Origin of the sequence: Acinetobacter sp. ANC 4204, assembly GCF_002135205.1 — a bacterium.
Taxonomy (GTDB): domain Bacteria; phylum Pseudomonadota; class Gammaproteobacteria; order Pseudomonadales; family Moraxellaceae; genus Acinetobacter.
Genome location: NZ_NEFZ01000002.1, coordinates 41,830 through 66,278 on the forward strand (window position 1 = coordinate 41,830; position 24,449 = coordinate 66,278).

21 protein-coding genes are annotated in these 24,449 nt (G+C 39.1%); 10 read left to right on the top strand and 11 right to left on the bottom strand.

Annotated elements, in window-relative coordinates; genetic code table 11:
- The first annotated feature begins 24 nt into the window (after positions 1 to 24).
- Positions 25 to 1,014: a lysophospholipid acyltransferase family protein gene (locus B9T36_RS04110; RefSeq protein ID WP_086208302.1), complete on the top strand. Its 990-nt coding sequence runs from the start codon at positions 25 to 27 to the stop codon at positions 1,012 to 1,014.
- Here the strand turns inward: B9T36_RS04110 and B9T36_RS04115 are convergent.
- From B9T36_RS04115 to B9T36_RS04125, 3 genes are all read right to left on the bottom strand, one after another.
- Positions 914 to 3,385 (bottom strand): DNA internalization-related competence protein ComEC/Rec2, encoded by a 2,472-nt coding sequence (locus B9T36_RS04115; RefSeq protein WP_086208303.1) that lies wholly within the window; start codon positions 3,383 to 3,385, stop codon positions 914 to 916. The genes B9T36_RS04110 and B9T36_RS04115 overlap by 101 nt on opposite strands.
- 100 nt (positions 3,386 to 3,485) lie before the next feature.
- A complete protein-coding gene (lolD, locus tag B9T36_RS04120; protein ID WP_004693913.1) occupies positions 3,486 to 4,169 on the bottom strand; it encodes a lipoprotein-releasing ABC transporter ATP-binding protein LolD in 684 nt (227 codons plus the stop codon).
- On the bottom strand, positions 4,162 to 5,397 hold the full coding sequence (locus B9T36_RS04125) for a lipoprotein-releasing ABC transporter permease subunit (protein ID WP_086208304.1): 1,236 nt from the start codon (positions 5,395 to 5,397) through the stop codon (positions 4,162 to 4,164). The genes lolD and B9T36_RS04125 overlap by 8 nt, the downstream gene beginning before the upstream one ends.
- A gap of 24 nt (positions 5,398 to 5,421) precedes the next feature.
- Here B9T36_RS04125 and B9T36_RS04130 point away from each other — a divergent pair, with 24 nt between their 5' ends.
- Positions 5,422 to 5,991, top strand: a complete 570-nt coding sequence (locus B9T36_RS04130) for a PilZ domain-containing protein (protein WP_086208305.1) — start codon at positions 5,422 to 5,424, stop codon at positions 5,989 to 5,991.
- Positions 5,992 to 6,008: 17 nt separating this feature from the next.
- Here the strand turns inward: B9T36_RS04130 and B9T36_RS04135 are convergent, their stop codons facing one another.
- Together B9T36_RS04135 and B9T36_RS04140 are read right to left on the bottom strand one after the other, a co-directional pair.
- A complete protein-coding gene (locus tag B9T36_RS04135; RefSeq protein ID WP_086208306.1) occupies positions 6,009 to 6,920 on the bottom strand; it encodes a DMT family transporter in 912 nt (303 codons plus the stop codon).
- A gap of 13 nt (positions 6,921 to 6,933) precedes the next feature.
- Entirely contained in the window at positions 6,934 to 7,404 is a 471-nt protein-coding gene (locus tag B9T36_RS04140) for a YaiI/YqxD family protein (protein ID WP_086208307.1), read from the bottom strand.
- A 268-nt stretch (positions 7,405 to 7,672) separates the two neighbouring features.
- Here B9T36_RS04140 and B9T36_RS04145 point away from each other — a divergent pair, with 268 nt between their 5' ends.
- Positions 7,673 to 8,605, top strand: a complete 933-nt coding sequence (locus B9T36_RS04145; RefSeq protein ID WP_086208308.1) for a hypothetical protein — start codon at positions 7,673 to 7,675, stop codon at positions 8,603 to 8,605.
- Positions 8,606 to 9,022: 417 nt separating this feature from the next.
- A complete protein-coding gene (locus B9T36_RS19015) occupies positions 9,023 to 9,163 on the top strand; it encodes a hypothetical protein (protein ID WP_004693924.1) in 141 nt (46 codons plus the stop codon).
- Between the two features lie 82 nt (positions 9,164 to 9,245).
- On the opposite strand, the gene B9T36_RS04150 is transcribed toward B9T36_RS19015, so the two are convergent.
- Positions 9,246 to 10,232: a bifunctional helix-turn-helix transcriptional regulator/GNAT family N-acetyltransferase gene (locus tag B9T36_RS04150; protein ID WP_086208309.1), complete on the bottom strand. Its 987-nt coding sequence runs from the start codon at positions 10,230 to 10,232 to the stop codon at positions 9,246 to 9,248.
- 136 nt (positions 10,233 to 10,368) lie between these two features.
- Entirely contained in the window at positions 10,369 to 11,784 is a 1,416-nt protein-coding gene (gene sthA / locus B9T36_RS04155; protein WP_086208310.1) for a Si-specific NAD(P)(+) transhydrogenase, read from the bottom strand.
- A gap of 210 nt (positions 11,785 to 11,994) precedes the next feature.
- Here sthA and lipA point away from each other — a divergent pair, with 210 nt between their 5' ends.
- Both lipA and B9T36_RS04165 read left to right on the top strand, forming a co-directional pair.
- Positions 11,995 to 13,008: a lipoyl synthase gene (lipA, locus tag B9T36_RS04160; RefSeq protein WP_086208311.1), complete on the top strand. Its 1,014-nt coding sequence runs from the start codon at positions 11,995 to 11,997 to the stop codon at positions 13,006 to 13,008.
- Between the two features lie 290 nt (positions 13,009 to 13,298).
- Positions 13,299 to 15,773, top strand: coding sequence for an acyl-CoA dehydrogenase (locus B9T36_RS04165; protein ID WP_086208312.1), 2,475 nt, complete (start codon positions 13,299 to 13,301; stop codon positions 15,771 to 15,773).
- Between the two features lie 98 nt (positions 15,774 to 15,871).
- Here B9T36_RS04165 and B9T36_RS04170 read toward each other — a convergent pair whose 3' ends face one another.
- A complete protein-coding gene (locus B9T36_RS04170; protein ID WP_086208313.1) occupies positions 15,872 to 16,132 on the bottom strand; it encodes a hypothetical protein in 261 nt (86 codons plus the stop codon).
- Between the two features lie 274 nt (positions 16,133 to 16,406).
- Between B9T36_RS04170 and B9T36_RS04175 the strand changes: the two genes are divergently transcribed.
- The 4 genes from B9T36_RS04175 to B9T36_RS04190 all read left to right on the top strand — a co-directional run bounded on the left by B9T36_RS04175 (position 16,407) and on the right by B9T36_RS04190 (position 19,425).
- Positions 16,407 to 16,757: a hypothetical protein gene (locus B9T36_RS04175; RefSeq protein ID WP_086208314.1), complete on the top strand. Its 351-nt coding sequence runs from the start codon at positions 16,407 to 16,409 to the stop codon at positions 16,755 to 16,757.
- Between the two features lie 7 nt (positions 16,758 to 16,764).
- The gene (locus B9T36_RS04180) at positions 16,765 to 18,492 is read left to right on the top strand and encodes a PepSY-associated TM helix domain-containing protein (protein ID WP_086208315.1); all 1,728 of its coding nucleotides are present in this window, start codon (positions 16,765 to 16,767) and stop codon (positions 18,490 to 18,492) included.
- The gene (locus tag B9T36_RS04185) at positions 18,489 to 18,827 is read left to right on the top strand and encodes a DUF3325 domain-containing protein (protein WP_086208316.1); all 339 of its coding nucleotides are present in this window, start codon (positions 18,489 to 18,491) and stop codon (positions 18,825 to 18,827) included. Before B9T36_RS04180 ends, B9T36_RS04185 begins: the two co-directional genes overlap by 4 nt.
- Before the next feature lie 79 nt (positions 18,828 to 18,906).
- Complete coding sequence (locus tag B9T36_RS04190) at positions 18,907 to 19,425, top strand: tetratricopeptide repeat protein (RefSeq protein ID WP_171264410.1); 519 nt, start codon at positions 18,907 to 18,909, stop codon at positions 19,423 to 19,425.
- A 36-nt stretch (positions 19,426 to 19,461) separates the two neighbouring features.
- Here B9T36_RS04190 and B9T36_RS04195 read toward each other — a convergent pair whose 3' ends face one another.
- The 3 genes from B9T36_RS04195 to B9T36_RS04205 form a co-directional block, all read right to left on the bottom strand.
- Positions 19,462 to 20,415: a DUF4424 family protein gene (locus B9T36_RS04195; protein ID WP_086208318.1), complete on the bottom strand. Its 954-nt coding sequence runs from the start codon at positions 20,413 to 20,415 to the stop codon at positions 19,462 to 19,464.
- 21 nt (positions 20,416 to 20,436) lie between these two features.
- The gene (locus tag B9T36_RS04200) at positions 20,437 to 20,970 is read right to left on the bottom strand and encodes a peptidase C39 (protein WP_086208319.1); all 534 of its coding nucleotides are present in this window, start codon (positions 20,968 to 20,970) and stop codon (positions 20,437 to 20,439) included.
- Positions 20,971 to 21,033: 63 nt separating this feature from the next.
- Positions 21,034 to 24,417 (bottom strand): SIR2 family protein, encoded by a 3,384-nt coding sequence (locus B9T36_RS04205; RefSeq protein WP_086208320.1) that lies wholly within the window; start codon positions 24,415 to 24,417, stop codon positions 21,034 to 21,036.
- Between the last annotated feature and the right edge of the window lie 32 nt (positions 24,418 to 24,449).

A 24,449-nucleotide genomic window follows, 5' to 3' on the forward strand; every position in this document is an offset into this window, starting at 1 on the left:
CGTACACTATATCGACTCTAAAGAATGACTAAACCACAAGAACAGAACTCGACTTATCGTCTACTCCGTTTTGCAAGTAAACAACCCATTAAATTTTCACGTTTTTTTGCTAGAGGTTTAGCGGGTTTAGTCAATCTTTTAAAAATTAGTAAAAATAATGATGCTCTCAGACTAAATCTACAAATTGCTTTACCTGAACTCAGTCCAGAACAGCGCGAAATGATTGCGAAACAAGCAGTACGTAATGAACTCACTACTTATTTTGAGTTTTTTAGTATTTGGGGTTCCAGTAACCAAAAAAATATTGAACGCGTTCAAAAAGTACATGGCGAACATCTACTACACGAAGCCCTTGCTGCTAAAAAAGGTGTCGTCTTGATCGTGCCACATTTTGGGACATGGGAAATTATGAACACTTATGTTGCCCAATTTACCGAAATGACCATTATGTATAAACCAGTCAAAGATCCTGGGGCTGACTTATTTGTTCGTGAAGCACGTGGTCGGGAGGGTGCTCATCTTGTTCCTACCGATGAGTCTGGAGTTCGACAAATTTTTAAGGCGCTCAAACAAGGGGGAACAACCGTGATTCTGCCCGATCATACCCCCAAACAAGGCGGGGAAATGATTCCTTATTTTGGTTTTCCCCTAGCCTCAAGTAACCTGAGCGCCAAGCTGATTCAAAAAACCAAAGCCAAAGCTTTACTGCTGTATGCCATTCGTAATGACGATGGCTTTGACATGTACATTGAAGAAATGAGTGACGCGATTTATCAAGGTAGTGCCAATGATGGTACTTTAGTGATTCATCAAGCCATTGAGAACTTAGTCCATCGCCACCCAGAACATTACCACTGGACCTATAAACGCTTCAAAGCCAATTCGAAACTTAGGCCATTGTATAATCTGCCATTTAATGAGGCAGTGCTGCGTTTAGAGCAGTTACGTTTGGAACAACAGAATCAGCCGATTGCAACCACGGTCGAGTCTGACGCTGTGTCATCAACTCAATAAGTCCTGTAGACCTCGCAGTAAAACGTATACTACCGTGCCCTGCCGTAGTCAAAAGTGGAATATTGAGTGCTTTCAAGCGTGCTTGCGTTATTCTACTCGGATGCCCATAACGATTATGAAAACCTGCTGAAGCAACCGCCAGTTTTGGTTGATAATACTTTAAAAATGCATAAGCTGAACTATGACGACTACCGTGATGCCCCAAGATCAGGACATCAACTTTTAAGTCAGGATAATCCTGCAATAATTGAAACTCGGTTTGCCAGCCAGCATCGCCCATAATCAAAAAATTCTGATAAGGCTGTACATTTTTCACCTGTATATAAACTACACAAGATAGCTCATTTTGCTGATACGGTACTTGTGCCAATTGACTGGCTTTTGGCGATAAAATTTTGATCTCAACGTGTTCAGACCAATGCCAAATCTGCCCTTGTTTACAATAATCAAAACGAGACTTGCCAGCCACATCCAATTGCTGATTGGAATAGACTTGATTGATCGACAACTCATTTTTTAATGTGGTATAGCTTCCACTATGATCTTGATCCAAATGCGTAAGTATCAATGGATCTAATTCACTCACACCTTGTTTCGATAGAAATGGCTGAATAACCTGCTTAGCAATACTAAACTTCGTTTCATCATAGTAGCCTCCGACGTCAATCATGGCATGCTGTTGATCATCCTGCATATACACCGCCTGCCCCTGACCGACATCAAGTACAATTAATTCAAAAGGATGCTGCTTTGCACTCAGCCCAAGTAACGGAAAAACACTCAATACTACCCATGTTTTGGGTAAAGTCGACTTGGGCATAAAAATAATGCTGAGTACCACAATGAGCAAAATTATCTGCCAAACGTTAAGTGCAACCGACAACAATTTGATCGGAAGCATGGCATCTAACAAGTGGAGTATGCTCAACAAAAATAGCAATACCCAATCTGCCAACTGAAACAAAAGACTACTCAGCGGTTCAAAAACATAAAAGGTAAAAGCAGCCAAAACATCCAATGGCACAACCACTAAGCCAATCAAAGGAATGGCCACAAGGTTACTGATAGGACTAATCCAAGAGACTTGTTTAAAGAAAATGATCACCAAAGGCAAAAGTGCGACAAAGATTTTCCACTGCGACTCTATCAACAGTTTGAGCGCGAATATAAGTTGCTGTTGCCACGTTTGGGAGCGACTCAAATCAAGCCGAATGGTGGTTTGATAAATGCGTAAAAGTACAAAACATGCCCCATAGGACAGCCAAAAAGCAGCTGATAGAATCGAAAAAGGATCAAACAATAAAAGAAGTGATGCACTCAATAAGAGCAACGTCAAAGCCGAAATTTTCTGCCTGAGCCAAGCCAACGCTGTTAAACAGAAACAACTGAGTAAAGTCCGCAGTGCAGGAATCTCAAAACCAACAAAGGCACAATACAGCAATACGCAGAAACAAAATGGTAGTAACAATGCATAAGGTCGTGGGATTTTTAGAAAAATCTGTGGCCAATAACGATTCAGTATCTTTTGTAAGAGCCAGCAAAACATCACAGCAAAGATGAGTACATGCGGTCCTGAAATTGCCAACAAATGACTAATACCAAAACGTTGAAAGAATATTGTTGTTTCTTTATCTAAGAAACTTTCATCCCCTGTCAGGAGCGCTAAAATTAAGCCCTTATGACTTAAGGGCTGTATATAAATAAAGTTGCGTATCTTTAAACGCTGTCGCTCTATAGCTAACTGGAGTTGCTTGAAGATGGTTTGCTGCTTTCTTAAATGACTGGCATAGCCTAACCCGTAAATTTCTGCCTCAGATAAGGGTTGTATTTGCTTGAGTTTGAAACCAGACATAAGATTACGTTGCAGATACCACTGCTCAAGATCGAATACACCTTGCACTGCATAACTATGTGCAGGACGTATTTCCCCGGTCAGTCGGTAGTATTTCCCAAGTTCCAACACCGCTTGCTGATCCGATATCCTTTTTTGAAAACTTAACCACTGCACCGGTTGCTCGTGTCGGTTCAAGACCTGTATTTCTTGCTGAATGGTCTCACTACCCAGTTGGTTAATCTTTGCAATATAAACAATGACTTTAGTATCTTCCACTCGGGTTTCTTTATAGGCTAGACGTTGCTGCAAAGCCGATTGCGCATAATAATATCCCGCAGTTAAAAACAACATGAAATAAATTAATCCGCATATAAACTGTAAAATAAGCGCGGGTTTATGCTTAAAAAGAAAAAACTGTAAAGGTAAAAGTCCGATGACCAAAATCAATGCTGGGTAAAAAAGATGATTTAGGATGGAGACGCTCTGCCCCATTAATGCAATTCCTAAAATCCAAGCAACAGCATATAAAAGCTTCATTTTTTATTCAGTTATTGTTTTTATTGGCGCCATAATAAAGCCCACCGAAGTGGGCTTCAATAGATAGTGGCTTTATCTCATATTTTTGTCAGCACTCAGCCTAATCATTGACCCAAAGACCATCTTGCATATGCAAAATAGAATCAGCCGACTGAGCCAGTTGCTCATCATGCGTCACAATCAACATCGCCATATTGAATTCCTGACGTAAATCCATCAGCAACTCAAAAATTTTACTTGCTGTTTTCCGATCTAAATTACCTGTCGGTTCATCTGCCATCATCAAGGCAGGCTTAGCCACCAATGCTCGCGCCAAGGCAACGCGTTGACGTTCCCCACCTGAAAGCTCACCTGGTTTATGGGTTAAACGATGCGTCAATCCTACACGTTCAAGCAAGTATTCAGCCTGTTTTTGCACATCTTTAAAGTTGGTGCCTTGGCGTAACATCAGCGGCATGGCCACATTTTCTAAAGCCGTAAACTCAGGCAACAGATGATGGAACTGGTAAACAAAACCTAAGTGTTGATTACGTAAATAGCCACGCTCAGCTTCATTCAAACTGTCAAAACGACTACCCTGTAAAAAAACCTGTCCAGAGCTCGGACGGTCTAAACCGCCCAATACATGTAACAACGTACTTTTACCCGAACCACTCGACCCCACAATTGAGACAAATTCGCCTGCTTTGACTTGTAGAGAGAGACCTTTAATCACTTCAACGGTCGACTTACCATCGGTAAAGTGCTTTTCAATATTTTGTGCTTCTAAAACAATTTTACTCATAGCGTAATGCCTCCGCAGGTTGGATTTTTGCAGCACGCATTGCAGGATAAATTGTTGCAAGGAAACTTAAAATTAAAGACAGGGACACAATGGTTAATACATCTTGCCATCTTAAATACGAAGGTAAGTAATTAATAAAATAAGCATCAAATAAATGAAGCCCCATTACATTGTTTAACCAACCCACCAAGCTACTAATACTTGAAGCGAAAACAATACCGAGAATCGCACCAGATACCGTACCAATCACACCAATAATCGTACCCTGAACCATAAAAATACGAGTAATAGTTGCTGGAGAAGCCCCAAGAGTTCGTAATATAGCAATATCCGATTTTTTATCGGTGACAACCATCACTAAGGACGACACAATATTAAATGCAGCCACCAAGACAATCAGGAACAGTAATAAGCTCACCATCGCTTTTTCCATTTGGATCGCACTAAATAAGTTGCCGTGAGTATAGGTCCAATTTGAGGCATAAAAACCGCTTGGCAGATCCATGACAATTTCATCTGCCACTTTCGGCGCAACAAAAATATCATCTAGTTTCAAGCGAATACCTTGTGCGCCATCAGGTAAGCGTAGCAAAGTTGATGCATCATTGAGAGCAATGTAGCCCATCATCGAATCAACCTCAGCACCAATGCTGAAAATCCCCACAATTTTGAAACGCTTAAAACGTGGTACGACACCCGCTGGTGATGGTGTTGCCTCAGGTAAAACCAAAGTCACACTGTCATTTAAGCCTAAACCTAAGGCATCGGTCATTTGTTTGCCTAAAACAATACCAAACTCACCTTTTTTGAGCTTATCAATACCCCCTTCAACCATGTGATCTTGGATAATCGAAACCTTTTTTTCATACTCAGGTTCAATTCCCGTGACCATGATTCCAGCCACTTGGCCTTGTGCAGTCAGCATCCCCTGCAATTGAGTAAAAGGTGCCACACCCGTGACATGCTCTTTTGTTTCAATTTTTTTTGCAAGTTCGGGCCAATTTGTTAAAATTTGTGTTGAAGAAACAGTGGCTTGAGGTATCATTCCAAGTACACGAGTTTTCAATTCTCGGTCAAAACCATTCATTACAGATAACACTGTAATGAGTACTGCCACACCCAGTGTCAGACCGATCATCGAAACCAGTGCAATAAAAGAAATAAAGTGGTTGCTACGCCGTGCGCGAGTATATCTCAACCCTATATACAGCGAGATTGGTTTAAACATACCATCTAGTCCGAGGTCATAATTATGGAAAGTTTACAGCATCAAAACGTTCAAACTGAACGTCGTGTGATGTCTCGAATCGACGCGGCCTTGAGAATTAACTATCAGATTATTTCTGATGATGTTGCCCTTAATGACCCTTACGATCCTAATTTTGTTTTGCCACGCTATTTTCTACTACTCGCAGAATTAGATCAATTTGATCATGCCCTAAACTACGAATTAGAACAATTATCTGAAAAAGATCAACAAATTGCTCGAATATTATCCCTATTTAATCAAAAATTAAACCTGATCACGGGATCTTTGTACGACACGATTGTACAAACCATGTTACCTACACCTGAGCATGTCAACTTTTCAGAAAGTGGTTTAAGCTTTTACAGTGACAAGCAAATTCAAGATGGTACCTATATACATCTGACTTTGAGCCATCCTGAAAACTTCTTCCATATTGCAGCCATTGCGCAAGTGGTATATAGCAACGCAGAAGAAAATGACAAGTATCGCACGGGTGCATACTTTATTACCTTGCACCCGCAAGATCGTGCGAAACTCGCAGACTGTATTTCATTAAGCTTAGAAGATCATTAAAAAGCCAAAAACTCGGACTAGTTTGGACTTTTTAATTTTTGGGCAAGTTTTCGACTTGCCTGAAGATCTTTATAAAAATAGACAAATAAGCCAGATAGCAATACCGCTGCACCTAAGAGGACTAACATCGACAGTTTTTCGTGGTTGAGTACTGCACCAATAAATAAAGCAATCATTGGCGTCATGACTGTTGTCAATGACAACGTTGTCGGCTGAATTTTTTGTACCAAATTAAAATAACAGAACATTGCAATCAATGACGCCATAATGACGGTATAAAGTAGTGCCAAACAAGTTTTCAAATCGGGCATTTGCTGCGGTGCATACTGCCAAATAAATGGCACGATACATATTGCTGCTACGGTTGAAACCAAGATTGACCCCGTTGCTTGTGCAACAGGTTCGATATTTGCATTGACTTTTTTCACCCAGAAAATAGAGGCTGCATAAGAAAATACACTGAGTAGCATCAGCCCAATCCCAAAGGGATGCACATGCTGTGTATTTCCAGCAAGACAAATAATGGCCAATCCCACCAATGCAATACACATCCCGAGCCACTGCATTGCGCTCAAATAGGTCTTAAAGTAAAAACGTCCGATCAGCCCTGCCATAATGGGTGCTAAGCCAAACATTAAGGCAATCATGCCTGAACTAATATAATTGGTTGCGACATAGGTAAAAAACTGCGAGCCGATCAAGCTAAAAGAACCAGCTAAATAACTATGCCACGCAACTTTGTTGGTCGGGAACTGGCGCTTTAGAACCAATAACAAACAAATCGCCAAAGGTAGTGCAATAAAAAATCGCAATACCAACGCCCACAGCATATGTAAATCGGTCACACTCCACACAATCGCTAAAGGCGTTGTAGACCAAATAAAAACCAGTAATCCATAGGTTGCCATCAAATTGGCTTTAGAAGACATAATCGGCTCGATGCTAGATAGCTGTTTTACGTTTTTGCTTTTGGATGGTTTGATCTAAAGAACTGGAGAACTCTCGTTTATCTCGTTCGGAAATAGGGGGAGGACCACCTGTTTGAACACCTGCCCCACGTAAGGTATCCATAAAGTCCCGTAAATGCAGTCGCGCTTTGACATTTGCAGTGGTGTAAATTTCACCACGAGGATGAATCGCAACCCCTCCTTTTTCAATCACTTGTGCGGCAAGCGGAATATCCTGAGTAATCACAATATCGTTGGCTTGCATGCGATCAACAATTTCTTGATCAGCCGCATCTGCCCCACTCATCACCTGAATCGAATTAATACGGATGGATGGCGTAATCCCAACATTTTGGTTTGCCACGAAAGTGACTTCAAGCTGATAACGATCTGAAGCACGTAAAATCACTTCACGTAAGATTTTAGGTAATGCATCAGCATCCACCCACAGTTTAAATGGCAACACTTTGCATCCACGAACAAAAGAAACTGTCTTAGTCTAACAAACTCAGTGCGTTAGATTAATAGATAAAACCGCTCAAAATGACAGTGTTAACCATCGCCAAATACTTTTAAAGTATAATTCATCATGACTGTGGCAGGATTTAAAAGCCAAATTCAAGCCATATCTATGTGCTTTTTCATGATTCTTCAGTAAAAATATAATAAAGGACTTGAAATATAGAAATAACCCTCGATTTAATAGGGATATATCACCTCATTCAATCGTGCATATGAACAATCAAAATAGTCCAGAAATAATCACCATTGATGACCAAAACTTTGGTAGCCACGTCGAACATTGGAATTTACTCACAGATCACCCTGCACAAGATGTACCCAAATGGTTAGGTTTAGCTTTAAATGCGCCGATTATGCCAATGGGGTTGTGTCAAACTGAACAGGATATGGATGCAAACTGCTGGTTAATCCAAGGACCAAGTCAAGCTGCTGTTCAGCTTACACAAGTGATTGCAGTTGAAAATAATAAGCCTACAGCAGTAAAAACCGCATTCCCAAGTTTCAATAGCCCCTACAAAGTTCCTGTTGTGGTTGAACGTATCATCCGCTGTCAATCAAACACGCAAGCTGTTCTACGCCTAAATTTAGGCAATAACAGCATTGTGTATGCTTACGATAGTCTGTATAGCGTGAATCATGGCCAATACCAAAAAGAACAAACCTATGTTGCACAACTCAATGCATGGGCATATGAGCTAGAGGCTGTTGCAGAACATGAACAACTTGTCGTTGATGATCCCGCATCCATTAAACACCATCGCGCACTAAACGATATTTTAGCAGCAAACAATGGTATTGCCCCTGCCAACCTCCAAGAGCAAATCGACGCATGGGAACCAAAGTCAGATGACGATAAAGAACCTGTGACTGTAGATTTTTCAAAGATGGTTGCCTATTTATATGGTGAAAAGATTGGTCAGGAAGATGAAGCATGGTTTCAAGGCAATATTGTGGGTAAAACTAGCATGCAATTTATGGAGCAAGACTACACGTTGCTTGACGTTGCCTTAATTCATGAAGAAGACCAAGCTGCAACCTTGATCCGTATTGCCACTAAAAACCCAACTTATGCACAGTTCAATATTGGGCAATACATCCGTGGTAACATTTGGATTCAAGCCAATATTTATTCATCAAATCAATAATTTAAACAAAAATCCAACTCAGATTGCAAAGCAATTTGTATCAACTGAGTTGGATTTTTTTATTTTTATAGCTCACTTTTATTTTAATTTAAATTCATTTGTATAAAACTTATCCACATTTTATATTAATTCCATCTATTTTAAATTCATTTTAAAACCCATTTATCCACAGTTTTAAATTCATTATTTTTATTTAATTTATATATTCAAAACTTATGAGTTCTATGACTTTCATATAGTTAGCTCTTGCCAGAAGCAGACTTTGATATAATTTTTAGATAAAACTAAAAAAATTAATAATGATGTATAATCGGCTTTGATTATTTTTATTTAGTACTTTATTTAATCATTTTTTTATGTTAAAAATATAAACATGCAATAGGATTTAAACGATAATTAAATCGGAATAAAACTTCCATGAAAATTATGCAAGAAGAAAATATACAGCATGTTGAACATCAATTAGAAAAGCGCTATCAGCTTGATGCTTATTCGTGCATGTTCTTTGTGTTAGGCATGATGATTTCTGCCTACTTCTTACATCAATTCATTTTGTAATTGATGTGACCTTCGCAGCCCCATTCAAAGAAGCCAACGATTGTTGGTTTTTTTACGTCTAAAATAGCCAAAACAAAGTCATCTAAACTTTTTTTCTTCTACCGCGCTTAGCTGTGTGGTCTTTTATGCGCTTTATATAATATTGTTCAGTAAATATTTGCCCAAAATACTCAACAGGCTGTTCACTCATATAAACAAAACCATATTGCTCATACAATTTTTTTGCAGCCTGATATGGTTGCTCAAGCCACGTTTCCACCGCCTGAAAGTCATGTAACTCACAAAATTGCATTGCATGTGACATAAGCCGTTGACCTATGCCCTGTCCGCGCCAAATATCATCCACCATCAACCACCGAAGTTGAGCATTGGCATTGCCTAAGTTTTCTGCATCAATCGCAACACAGCCCACAATACGATTTTGATGTAAGGCAAACCAAATTTCATTACGCGCCTGATCTAAGCGACCAATAAAATCAGCTAACTCGCGTGCAAACTGAATTTCAATCACATCATGTGATGTGCTATTCATTCGATAAAACTGGCGCAACATATCAATCAGCCGGGCAACACAGCCTGTTTGATAGCCAGAGACAATTTGAATATTGGTAGTATGTATTGTAGTTGCTGAGATGCGAAAGTTTTTTAGTGTTTCAAGATACAGGGCTAAACCCTGCAAAATCAGTTGCTGTCCATGTTCATCTAAATTTTGCAATGCCACACTGATCTGACTTTGATCAGCTCTATGAATATGGTGAACTGTACTGAGCCCCTGCTCGGTTAAGCAAACTAACTTGACACGTCCATCTTCGCTACTACTGAATTCCTCAATTTCACCCGTTTGTTTTAACTTGGCTAACATTCGGCTCACACTTGATTTGTCCAAACCCAAGTGTTCCACCAAAGAAACTGCACTCAGTTGCCCTTGTTGCTCTAAACAAAGTAAACATTGCACTGACGATGATGACAATACTTGATCTAAACCATTCTGTAGACGACCATACTCACGAACCAATTGCTGAGTAGACTGACGAATGTGATCAATTGGACTAATCGGCGTTCGACTCATAACGTTAGCCAACTTTAGTGTACATATCCAGCATATTTACATACTCATAAAAACTAAACAATAGATAAAAAAATATTTTAGATATAAAAAAACCTGCGAGCCTAAACTCGCAGGTTTTTGAAAAATATTATAAAAATTAGAACAATCGATTCATACCGTTTAAAGTTGCAACCCGGTAAGCTTCCGCCATAGTTGGATAGTTGAATGTGGTTTCCACAAAATATTTGATGGTATTATTTGGACTATTCATCACAGCTTGACCAATGTGAATAATTTCCGAAGCGTTGTTACCGAAGCAATGTACACCCAGCACTTCCAAAGTTTCTCGGTGGAACAGAATTTTCAATTCACCCACCGTGTCACCCGTAATTTGTGCACGTGCCAAGTGACGGAATGAAGCCTGACCCACTTCATACGGAATTTTTTCTTCAGTTAACTCTTGTTCAGTTTTACCAATCGAAGAAATTTCTGGAATGGTATAAATCCCTGTCGGAATATCAACAACAGGTTCAACGCCTTCCTCACCGCTCATATTTGCACCCGCACAACGACCTTGGTCGTATGCAGCAGAAGCCAGTGAAGGCCAGCCAATCACATCACCTGCAGCATAAATATTTTCTACTTCGGTTTGGTACTGATCATTCACCGTAATCTGACCACGACTGTTTGGTGTAATGCCAACATTTTCCAAACCTAAGCCATCCGTATTTCCAGAGCGGCCGTTACACCATAAAATGGCATCGGCTTTAATTTTCTTACCGCTTTGCAAATGCAGTACCACGTGATCATCATAGGTTTCAAGATGATCAATCTGCTCATTATGGCGAATCAAAACACCTTGTTGGCGTAAGTGATAAGATAACGCATCTGAAATTTCATCATCAAGATAACTCAGCAGTTTGTGCTGTGTGTTAATCAAGTCAACTTTGTGATCTAGCCCAATAAAAATAGACGCATATTCACAACCAATGACACCTGCACCATAAATAATGATTTTTTGGATGGAATAATCAAGATCTAAAATTTTGTCTGAATCGAATACACGCGGATGGTTAAAATCAAGCGCCGCAGGACGATATGGACGACTACCCGTTGCAATTACGATTTGTTTACATAGGATCGTTTCTTTAATGCCTTCAGGGCTAAACACTAAAACTGTATTTTGGTCTTGGACATAAGCGCGACCATGAAAAATATCAATTTTGTTACGGTCATAAAAACGTGAATGCGTATCTACTTGTTGTTGAATCACTTTATGTGCATTTTGAAGCACTTGCTTCATGGTAAACTGACGCCAGTCGCCCATTTTTTTAAACATTGGATCACGACGATAGCGAATAATGCTCGATACCGTTTGACGTAAAGCCTTACTTGGAATGGTCCCCACGTGGGTACAGTTACCACCGAGCTGCTCACGTACATCCACAATCGCAACACGCTTGCCAGATTTGGCAAGTTTCATTGCCGCGCCTTCACCCGCAGGGCCTGAACCTAGAACGACCGCATCGTACTTAACGAAAGTTCCACCAACGACCTCTTTTTTACGTGGCATTCAACGCTCCTTCTTCAAAAAACTTATTACTTATCTTGGGCATATTATGACGTAATTGCAGGCAATTTGCTGTATTTAGCTTACATATATTAAGTGATAACCACATTTAGTAAATGAATAGTATTTCTGCCCTATCAATTCGCATTTCCGCTATACTAAGAACTGCTATTTTTAGCATCTCCCCCGTCAAAAACAGTGGAATAGTTGAATATGTCTGAAAACCGTAAACCTGAGCAGGGTATCAAACTTCGTGGCGCAGAAAAGGTCGCGCGTATACCTGTAAAAGTTATTCCTACGGTTGAAACGCCACGCAAGCCGGATTGGATTCGCGTTAAAATGGCAGCACCCGAAGAAGTGCAACGCATTAAATCAACCCTACGTGAACAAAAACTACATACCGTTTGTGAAGAAGCAGCATGTCCAAACCTACCTGAATGTTTTGGTGGGGGTACTGCAACCTTTATGATTATGGGTGACATTTGTACACGTCGTTGTCCTTTCTGCGACGTGGCACATGGTCGTCCTAACGCACTTGACGCAGACGAACCACGTCACATGGCTGAAACGATTTCAAACTTAGGTCTAAAATATGCCGTGATCACTTCTGTAGACCGTGATGACTTACTTGACGGTGGTGCACAACACTTTGTTGATTGTATTAAAGAAGCACGTGCATTAAGCCCGAATACTTTACTTGAGATTTTAGTCCCTGACTTCCGTGGTCGTATGGACATTGCGCTTCGCATTATGACCGAGTGTCCACCTGATGTTTTCAACCACAACATTGAAACGGTGCCACGTTTATACAAAGCAATGCGTCCGGGTTCAGACTACCAACACTCTTTAAATCTGTTGAAAATGTTTAAAGAATACTGCCCTGACGTTCCAACCAAATGTGGTTTGATGGTCGGTATTGGTGAAACTGAAGAAGAAGTCATTTCACTTTTAGATGACTTGCATGCACACGGCGTTGACTATGTAACGATTGGTCAGTATTTACAGCCTTCAAAAGAGCATGCGCCGATTGACCGCTTTGTTACACCAGAAGAATTTGAACGTTACACTGCACATGGTCAAAAGCTAGGCTTTAGAAATATTTGGGCAGCACCAATGGTTCGCTCAAGTTACTTCGCTGACCGTCAATACTATGGCGAACCTGTACCAGCAGTACGTCGCAAAGTAGACCCTGCGAAAAAGATTGCCGTTCAAACGATTGAAGCTTAATTTCCTGTGGTGTTAAACAGTTAAATGCAAAAATTAAAAGCCCTCATCTGAGGGCTTTTTTTATTACAGACTTCGTTCTTTATATTTTTCAATTACGTATTCATACATTTCTAACACAGTCATTGCTCAAAAAACACCCTAAGCTAATTCAAAGTCTAAAATAATTGTATTACTACACATCAGATCAAAATCATTTTATTACACCTTTTTAGTCTACGTTTTGCCCTATTTTCCGCGAAATTTTATAAAACGTATGACTCACCTCACGGTGTAAACAACGGGAGGTTTCAATGGGTTTCATTTTCGCCATTCTGCTTTTAATCTGTACCCTCTGGGCTATTTTTTATTTTGAAGTCAGTCGCCTTATTGGTGCTGCAATGGTTATTTTTGCATCCCTATTCACTGCTATTTTTATTAATCCGTGGTCACTACTTCTAGGTCTACCCTTAATTATTCTCAGCCTGATTGTGGTTATTGATCCATTACGCAAGTCCTTAATCACGCAACCTGCATATAAAGCTTTAACCAAAGCCATGCCGAGTATGAGCAGTACCGAACGCGAAGCATTGGATGCAGGCACCAGTTGGTGGGAAAAAGAACTATTTATGGGTGCGCCTGACTGGAAAAAATTTGATGGTTATGTCTACCCAACTTTGTCTGCTGAGGAGCAATCCTTCTTAGATCATGAAGTTGAACACCTTTGCGGTTTACTCAATGAATGGGAAATTCATCACCACTTAAAAGATCTTCCTGTTGAAGCATGGCAATACATCAAAGAACAAGGCTTTTTGGGTTTAATTATTCCCAAAGAATACGGCGGTCGTGCGTTTAGCTCCTTTGCCCAAAGCCGCATCATGAGCAAAATTTCTTCACGTTCACTGACTACTGCCGTCAGTTGTATGGTGCCCAACTCTCTAGGCCCAGGTGAGTTGCTTTTACATTATGGAACTGAGGAACAAAAACAACGCTATCTACCGGGACTCGCCAAAGGTGAAGAAATCCCCTGTTTTGGTTTAACCAGTCCCGAGGCTGGTTCAGACGCAGGTGCAATACCTGATACAGGCGTGGTCTGTTATGGCATGTTTGAAGGCCGAGAAATACTCGGTTTACGTATGAACTTTTCAAAACGCTGGATTACTCTAGCACCTATTGCGACTGTGATTGGTCTCGCTTTTAAACTCTATGACCCTGATGGACTCTTAGGCGATGCAAGCAAAACTGAATACGGTATCACCTGCGCCTTATTACCTGCCAGCCATGCAGGTGTCCAAGTCGGTGCACGCCATAATCCTGGTTCTCCTTTTATGAATGGAACGGTCGATGGACAAGATGTTTTTATCCCACTCGATTGGATTATTGGTGGGGTAGAAAATGCAGGTAAAGGTTGGCGCATGCTGATGGAGTGCTTAGCCGTAGGTCGCGGTATTTCCCTACCTGCGCTCTCCACTGCTTCTGCTGAAATGGCCTATTTAAGCGTCGGTGCTTTTGCCAAAGTCCGCCAACAGTTTAAAATTTCTGTGGGACATTTTGAAGGTGTGCAAGAAGCCACCAGTGATATTGCCAGCGGTGCGTATATGTTAGAAGCTTTTCGCTATATGGTGACCTGTGGTTTAAATGAAGGTGGAAAACCTGCTGTAATGACAGCTATGGCCAAATACTATGCCACTGAAACCATGCGTAAAATTGTCAATCACGGCATGGATGTCGTTGGTGGACGGGCTGTGCAAATGGGGCCACGCAATTTTTTAGCACTGAATTATCAAGCCATCCCCATTTCGATTACTGTTGAAGGGGCCAATATTTTAAGCCGTTCTTTAATGATCTTTGGTCAAGGCTCTATGCGCTGTCATCCTTATTTATATGAAGAGCTGCAACTCCTTCAAGTAGAAGATACAAAAACCGCTTTAGCGCCTTTCGACACGCTACTTTTTAAACATTTGGCTTATACCTTTAACCGAACAGCACGTTCATTCAGTTATGGCATATTCGGTGGTCCTTCAGATGCTTCCGCACAGACAGATGATTTCTCACGTCCTTTTTACAAAACCATTAACCGTTTCAGTGCCAACTTCGCTTTAACCGCAGACCTTTGTTTAGGCTTACTTGCAGGTGATATTAAGCGCAAAGAAATGCTTTCAGGGCGTTTAGCCGACATTCATGCTTATTTATTTATCGCGACTGCTATTTTGAAGTTTTATGAAAAAGGACAACGTAGTGAGGTGGAACAACAACATGCTCAATTGGCTTTAGAAAAAGCATTTGTGCAAATTCAGGATGCATTTGATGGGCTATTTGCAAACTTTCCTATACGAGCCGCAGCTTGCGTAGTCAAGTTCATCTGTTTCCCTTTTGGTCGTGTTGCCCAACAACCAAGTGACCAGTTAAAAACACAATTAGGACTTGCTATCATGGAAAATAACCCGTTCCGTGAACAACTGAAGCAGCATGTTTTTTACAATACCGATCCCGATGATGTCTTTGGGCGTATGGAAAATGCGTTCCAAGCAGCATTAAAGATTGATCCGCTGTGGACGAAGTTTAAAAAAGCAGAGTCCAAAGAACAATTTGAAGGCTTAGATTTTGAATCACATATTCAACATGCACTTGAAACAGGGTTCATCAGCTCTGAGGAAGCGGATCAATTGCTTCATTACAATGCTCAACGCTTTGATAGTATGCTCACCGATATTTTCGACCATAAACTTAAACAGACACTAGATTTAAAGAATCCCTACCACACTAAAATTTCAGATATTAGACTCTAATCGTCTTATCGGTTTTGTGGAATTGCTAAAAGATAAAAGTCCATTCACGGGCTTTTATTGTATTCATACCAAGATAAACTTAACCGTAAAGGACAGCTTTAAATCCAGTACACATTTAAACTGTAATAGAACTCTTCCACTTCCAAACGGACTTGATATCCCAATTGGGTGAGTTCTGCTGAAAAACAGCGAATATCTTGTAAAGGTAAATGTTTTGGTAGCACTGTAAATACCGCAGTATTTCCCTGTTTGGCACTTTCTTCAATCAATGAGGCCAAACGTAATTTGTAGATCTCAATATCTAAATACGCTTGGTTAGACATAATTTTTGCTTGTTCAGCATTAATAAAAGCAGCCATTCCTTTCCTCAAATTACATCATTGTATAGGCAATGAAAATAACGCAGAAACAAATACTCAATCAGATGATTTAGTAACGCCATGTAGCCTTTTCGGCTAAAAAAAATCTTCAAAATTTAATAAATTTAATATTCTTCTACCGTTGCTTTAAATCTTACTCATTTAGAGGCTCACCAAACATTACAGAAAAAATAAATAAAATTACCATCTATTTAATTTAAATAATAATTGTTATCATTTACAACACTGTTTACTAAAGCACCAACTGTCTTCCATGAATAGCACCACTCAAATTGATGCCTTGGTTCATTCGGAAAAAGTTCGTCCGAAACCAACCAAAAAGAAAAAAGTCGATACCCCCGTTAGCTACCGCCTTATGGTGTTGTACCGATTTGCTCTTGCCTTACTTGGAGGCTATCTCCTTGCAGCACTTTCTGCATTAGCCATTGCTAAAATCTTTATAGCCAATCCTGTGAATGCGGCTATGAGCGCTACACTCATTGCATTTTGTCTTAACTGTGCTGCCTTTATTTGGGTCTTTATGGTTCAAAAAACCTTAAAAGCAACGCTCGGTATTGCTGTGCCATGTATTGCACTGTATGCCCTACTCAAATTTTTAGGATAGTTTTTCAATGCGTGTTGATCAAAAAGCGGAAGGACCGCGCCAATCCATGTCATGGTTGCATACATGGGCCAGTCTCATTTTAGGGTGGCTGCTGTATGCAATTTTTGTGACTGGAACACTCAGTTTTTTCCAAAATGAAATTTCTACTTGGATGAAACCTGAAACCCATCAATCTATCCCTGCGCAGTCTCAAGTACAACAAATGCAGGTCGCACTCAACTATTTACAAAAAAACCACCCTGATGCAGGCAGTTGGAACATTCAACTACCCAACTCACGGCAAACTACGACTGAAGTAACTATTCGTGCCGTTGGCGAAGACCCGAAAGCACGTCGTGGTGGGACACGGATCACCTTAGACAGTGCCACTGGTGAAGTGATTGAACCACGAGATACACGTGGTGGTGGGTTCCTGTACCGTTTCCATTTTGAATTATACGGTTTACCGCGTCTGTGGACACGTTGGTTGGTCGGGATTGCCACCATGTTCATGTTGGTTGCAATTGTTAGCGGTATCATCACCCATAAAAAAATCTTTAAGGACTTCTTTACCTTTCGCTCAGGCAAAGGTCAGCGTTCATGGCTGGATGCACACAATGCAACCGCTGTTTTTGCATTGCCTTTTCATCTAATGATTACTTTTAGTGGCTTACTACTGCTCATGTTTATGTTCATGCCTTGGGGAATTAACCAAGCGTATGAAAATAGACAACAGTTCTTACGTGACCAACAGGCCAGCATGATTGAGCAGCCCCAAAAAGCTGAAGATCAGCAGCGCGAAGGTCGAGGTCAACGCGAAGGCGAAAGAGCGGATCGTGGAGAGCGCGGACAGCAACGTGGTGAACATGCTCAAGGTCGTGGTGGCGAACATCCACAACCTGTACTCCATCCTGCACCACTGACAGACCTAGCGCCGATTATGGTGACAGTACAACAGCAGTGGAAAGACAATCCAATTGCTTCGATTAACATTATTTCACCCAATACAGACCAAGCCAAAATTGAGTTCCGTGCCTTGCGTGCTGAAAGTGTCGCGCATCGCAATGTCTATGCAACACTCAACTACAATGGGGTCACGGGTCAAGATGAAACGGATAAAAATATACGGATAAAAAACCCATCTATTCCAAGTGGTATCTATAACGTGGTCACCGTCTTACACGAAGCTCGCGGCGTCGATTTGGCTCTTCGTTGGTTGCTATTCTGTTCGGGCATTTTAGGCACGCTCATGGTCGCTACAGGTCTGATTCTTTGGTGTGTAAAACGCGCACCCCAACAGCAAAAACAAGGCTACAAATCGTTTGGTTTCCAACTGGTTGAAGTCCTGAATATTGCAGCCATTATTGGTTTACCTTTGGCCTGCGCGGCATATTTTTATGCCAACCGCTTCATCCCTGCAGATGTAGAAATGCGTCTAAACTGGGAGATTCGTAGCTTCTTTACGGTATGGTTACTCACGCTAATTTATGCCATTTTCCGTTCCCATCGCCAAGCATGGTTAGACTTACTGATATTGGCAATACTCGCTTTCGCCCTGTTACCAGTGGTCAACTTGATGACAGGTGGCCAAGCTTTATGGAACAGCATTGCGCAGGGTCAGTGGATGATTGCATCGGTTGACCTAGCCATGTGGGTAATGGCAGTGATCTTCTATTTCGCTTATAACAAAGTTAAAAAGCATCAAGGTTTGCCGAATAAAAAAGTGAAAGCACCTGTTCAGGAGGCCAAAGCATGATTTGGTTTCTAATGATATGGGCTTTAGCAACCCTAGGTTTTTTTGCTCTTGCCAGCAGTATGTCTAAACATCAAAAGCAAATCTTTAGCAAAGAATTGACACTTCAGCAAACCCGCTTAGCAACCACTATAGGTTGGTTACTCCTCATTGTTTCTTTATTCATTTGCTTAACGCAAGGACACTGGAGCACTGAAATCAGTTATTGGGTTGGCGTGATTAGCTTCGCGGCGTTGTTTGTTGGACTTTGCTTGAGTTATTTTGAGCAAAAAATTAGGAATATCGCTGTTTCAGTTTTACTCATATTTATATCCAGTCTAACTTTGCACCTGATCTAAGCCTAAAAGCCAATCTTCGGATTGGCTTTTTCACTTGAAAGCATTAGGCTATCCACAGTTTAAATCTTTGGTTATTTCTATGCCTAAATCTCCTAAAATTCCTGCTGAATTGGTCAACCTTGCAACAACGGGTAATAGTGACGCTCAATTTGAACTTGCTGAACTGTATATGCAAAGTGAAAATGAAGATGACATTACCCTTGCAGAAGAATGGGCACTCAAAGCAGCAGCATTGGGTCATGTAGAAGCCATGTATTGGCTCGGTGAAGGTTATGCTTTTTATGCCAAAGAACTTCGTGAAGAAGACCCAAGCGAAGCAGAAACCTACTTTGGACATGCACATCACTGGTTAAAACAAGCTGCTGAACTGAAACACCCTACTGCAATATTAGAGTTGGCTGGTTTTTACCGTCGGGGCGATGTGGTTGAAAAAGATGTCACTAAGTCAATTGAGCTGGTACAACAAGCAGCGGAAATGGGTGAAGCTCAAGCCATGCGTGATTTGGCTTTCATTTATGAAAATGCACTAGGTATTGATGCGGATGAGGAAAAAGCCAAATACTGGCATGACAAGGCGGATGCCGCAGAGCAAGAATAAAAGCAAAAGCCCATCCTTTGATGGGCTTTTTACTACTTAAAACTTACGCACAAAAATAATATCTAAATCCTGCTTAGGCACAAAATTCTTTTCTGTCATTTGAAATTGTGTCGAACTGATCTTTTTCACCTGACCATTCCAACAAAATGAAACCAACTCATTGGGATCACGCTCAATCGTCAGTTTAAAATTTTGAATCGGTTTCGCCCAATTTGCGCCCGTTTTCAAGATATAACCCAACGCCTGATAAGGTGCATATTGTGATTTGGCTTTTTTCAAACCTGCTTTGAAGCTTTGATCCATACAATAAGTCTTTTCATCCTCTTCAGGATATAAAGAGACCGAACCACCGACCAATGGTGCATATTCATGCTGAATACGGGTCATGCTGTTCGCTTTAAAATTTTGTTTCCAACTATAAATAACCTGAGACTGCCAGCGAATGAGATCTTCATCTTGAATTTTTAGTAGTTTTTGCACTCTTGGATTTTTACAAGTTTGAATTTTTTGCTGAATAGAAGTACTTATATCGGCATTTTCACCTTTCCACGGCTGGATCAACTCTTGCTGCGTGAGACTGCAAGCCATAAGCTCATTCGTTACATCGGCTTGAAAGTCTCCATCATGAACATATTCTTGTTCATTACTCGGTAAAAAAGCCCGTACATGCACCTGAGGCTGAATACGCTGACCATTAACTTGAATTTTAAAACTATCAATTAAACCTGTGGCATCGGCATAATCATAGTCCATGTAATTTTGAACTTTCGGCAAGGGAAATAAAATAATCTCGTTTACCAAATGTTTACTTAAATTTTTAAACTCATAATCGACAATGATTCGCTTTTTACTGATAAATAAGTTTTCACTATACATTTGAATATCTTTATTTTTCAGATATTGCACACCGCCTGTTGCGACAAAACCCGTACTGTCATTTGCACTCACGTGCATAGACATAAATACGAATAACCCTATTATTTTTTTCATTTTAATCTTCTTTTTTAAGGTTTAATGTTCTGCATGAGTCTCAAAGTTTGCATTCTCGATCATGATCACCTGACGACAAATGCCTTCGGCTTTTCGTTGTTGTTCAAATACAGATGCTGGCATAGCATCAAAACTGTCAAAGAAACAGATTTCTTGTTCATCTATAGAATAAACCAGTGAATGGTTTCCGACGCCTTCTAAAGTATCGTAATACACAATAATAAAGTTATTCTGTTCAAACGCCTGCTGAATGTGTTGATAATTGATTGCAGGCGAAATAGGTAACTTTAACTGTTCAGCTTCGGCATAACTCAGTTTTTCTTGTTCTTGAAGATCAGGGTCTTCATCGGTATAGAAATGCACATTGAAACCAAACTTTTTTAAGCCTACAGCCAAGCCTATCGTTGTGGTGCCAAACGTTGCATCATAAGCACAGACATCAATCAATTGTTCAATCTCTGCATCTATACCTAAATGTTGCAGCATCATCCATACTGCATAGATACCGCCATTGGCTTCAAGGTTCATTAAGGATTCAGGGATATTCACGGTCATAACACAATTCAAAAAAGATGATTGTGTTGATAATAAACAAAACATCGTTGGAACTGAATAAAATTACAATCTAATTCCTTTCTTGGTTAATGCTGTTTGGAGTATTTCATCATGATCATAAGGAATCAGTGATCTAAAAAGATTTATTTCATCTTCATACAGTAAACCAGCAATTCGATCCACCTGATGATCAAGATAAAAGCCTAAAACCTTGCACCATAAAACTTCATGACCTAAAAAAATATCTACGTGATTTCTTGATAAATCAGGCAGAAAGCTTGCCCACTCATCTTTAAATGGTAGTTGTAAAACAATATCTTTTAATTTAACAATTATTTGTGGTTGATCCGTTAATAAATACCAAATGTTTAAAATTTCGTCTTTATTCAAAATTTGATTTACTTGATATAAACGATCTTGTATATACTCACCTAACCAAACCCAAATTTTATCAACATCATTTTCTTTAGATAAAATTCTTCGTACAGTAATTAAAACTTGCTCAGCAATAAATTGATTTTCAAATCGCTGTAAATTTCGCAGTGACTGAGTTGCATCTTCATGATATTCAAAATAAATACTGTAGATGTATAGGTCTGTTAAGTCTTGAATAAGTTGCTTATCATTATGATCCAGAGCATATTGCAATATACTAAAGAATTCTTTACGAATTTCTCTAAATTCCGCAAACTCTAAACAATCATTCGACAAAAATCCCTTCCAAGCTGAGAGCTTAATCTTCTTTTTTTCTGAAAAAAGATATGGCAATAACTCTTTTTGAGCGAACAAGGAATTTCTACCCTTAATGAATGAGTAAAAATTCAACAGCCTGATAAGTGCATAACCATTTTCATCTTTATCAATCAATAACTTTATAAATATTTCACAACTTTTTTGTACTTCCTCATCATCTTTAGAAAGCTCATATAGTTTAATAATAAAGCAAGCAAGTGAGCCATTCACACTATTTAGACTTTCAGTAAAACCATCAATATTATCTGGTGCAAAAGATTCATGACCATCATTCAAATCTAGTATCTTTTTGGCGGTATTTACCCAAGATAAATATTGAATTGTATCGCTTTGGTAGTAAACAACCTCATAAATATCACTTAAAAATTGAGAAATAGCATAAATTTGACTTCTATCCTGCCGAATAATCACCTGCTGACAAATCGCAATAAATTTTTCGTGTATACCTTTATCGAATTGCCAATCTTTCGCCTTTCTTATAATTTTTTCTACAATTGGATGCTCAGGCATAATTTGTACCGTAAATTTCAAAAATTCTAATATCCATTGAATATTTGTATTTGCAATTTCACTCCACAAACCTTTGTAACTTAATTGATTAGGTCCGCTAAAATTATTACTAAGGTTATATTCCAGTAAAGCTAAGTACCAAATATAATCATTTCTTTTTTCAATTTCTTCCATTGTAAAAGGCGAGCTATATGTCACTCTATATACACCTGATGAACGCCATGATAAATATGGTTTATCTTTTAACCTAAAACCAGGAATTAGTATTTTTAGCTGATCATATTCTTGCTTTATTAAGTTACAACTTGGTGAAAATTTATAAATCCAAGAAAAATATTTTAATTTTTCATAATTTTCAAATTCCACATTACTTTTAATCTTATTAATTATTTCGACTCTGCGAGCCGCAGACAATTTACTGTAATTCAACTCAAAAAACTTAAAAAACTCAGACCTGTATTCAATATCAAACCAATCAAATTTCAAACTGATTAAACTATAAATAAAATCAGCACTAGATGAGCAATGATAGCTCATCAAATAAATCCCCAAGCGATTTAATAAAACACTCTCGGAGTTAATGCATTTTTTCATATATTGATCCAGAAAAAATACATTTAGCTTGTTTTCAGAAATCAATAAAACAACACTATCAACAAGATGAAAAATTAAATCAGTATGACGTTTAGACTTTTCCCAAATTTCTTGTTTCCGTATAAATCGGTATTTATTACCACCTTCCCAAAGCTGAATATACTTTTCATACTCACTTAATTTGTCAAAAAACACTTCAAGTGTAGTTTCATAAAATCTTTCGTTTTCTTTGACTATTTTTACTAAGACATCAACATCATATCGTTCTATCCCAAACCTAACTTTAGGTTTAATCTCTATCTTAAGATAAGCACTGAATGCTCTTGTGAACTCAGTAACCAGGTCAAAGCTAACTAATTTTTTAAGCACCCATGAAATTACGCCATTCCATAAACCACTTTCTTGATAAAGACTACTCTCCAAAAACAGAAACCACTTCAAATAACAATTCTTATCTTGCAGATCATCCAATGTTCTAAAAAACACCCAAAGCAAATTTTTATTGCTCTTTAAAGCTGGATATTTTTGTAATAAATCCATTAATTCATTTGTATGAGTCTCCAAACTGCCTCTCAACCAATGAAATAAATCATCTTCATGCTTCATCAATATATCAAATAGTGACTGATCTTCTTTAATTTTAAACAACCAAACTTCAGGGCGTGCTAATCTATAAAAATGCTTATAACTATCATTTGAGCCTAAGAAGTACTTTATATAGTTTAAATCATCTTCGTATTGCTTCTGTTCATACTCAACAACTTTAGAACAAATAAACTTCCCATAATCAGAAAAACCTAAATTTAAAAAATGTGCAATTTTTTCTACTGCTTCAGGTAATTGCAGATGTGTTCCATTTTCTTTTTGATAAATCAAAGGCTCAATCCCTAAAGACGTCCAGTGATTGACTTGCTGAGTATTTCCATCTTCAATATTTGCAAATGCGTAGAGTCTAGATGCTCTATTCTTAGGTAAAGATCGAGTTAAATATTTTAAAATTGTGTCATTATAAGAATAACCAATAAATATAAAATCGTAATTTAAAAAGGCATCTGTTAATAATCTCTTCGCCCAACTCTCAGAAAGATATGCTCTACCGAAGTCAGAATCTGATAAGACCATTGAACTAGGGTCAGTTACATTACCGTGTAAATAAATAACTCCCTCAATATTGCTTCCTAATGGAAAAACGGGCGCATTAAATTTTTTGATTACACCATCAGGATTCAGGTTAAAGAATGCCTTTTCAAATAAAAGGTCAAAGTTCGTAGTAATAACACGAGTTTTTTTTGGAAATAGTTTAAGGATATCATGATGAAGCTGCGTCGGTTGTGGCGAGTTTTGATTTAAAACACGAATACATTGTTCATGAATTCTTACCCCTTGATCAAAACCTTCTCCGAGCTTCTGATCTGGATTATCAAATTTCTCATTATCATCTAAGTTCAATATTTTACGAGTTAAAGTAACAAAATCAGGTAAGTTGGCTGGCGTTGCCATTGAAACTCCTGCCCCAGCAAAGACAATTACCCTATTGTGTTTAAGCGAATCAATTAAAGTTGCTGGTATTTCAACATTGCCAAATTTCATAATGACTAAAACTCATTAACTTTATAAAAATT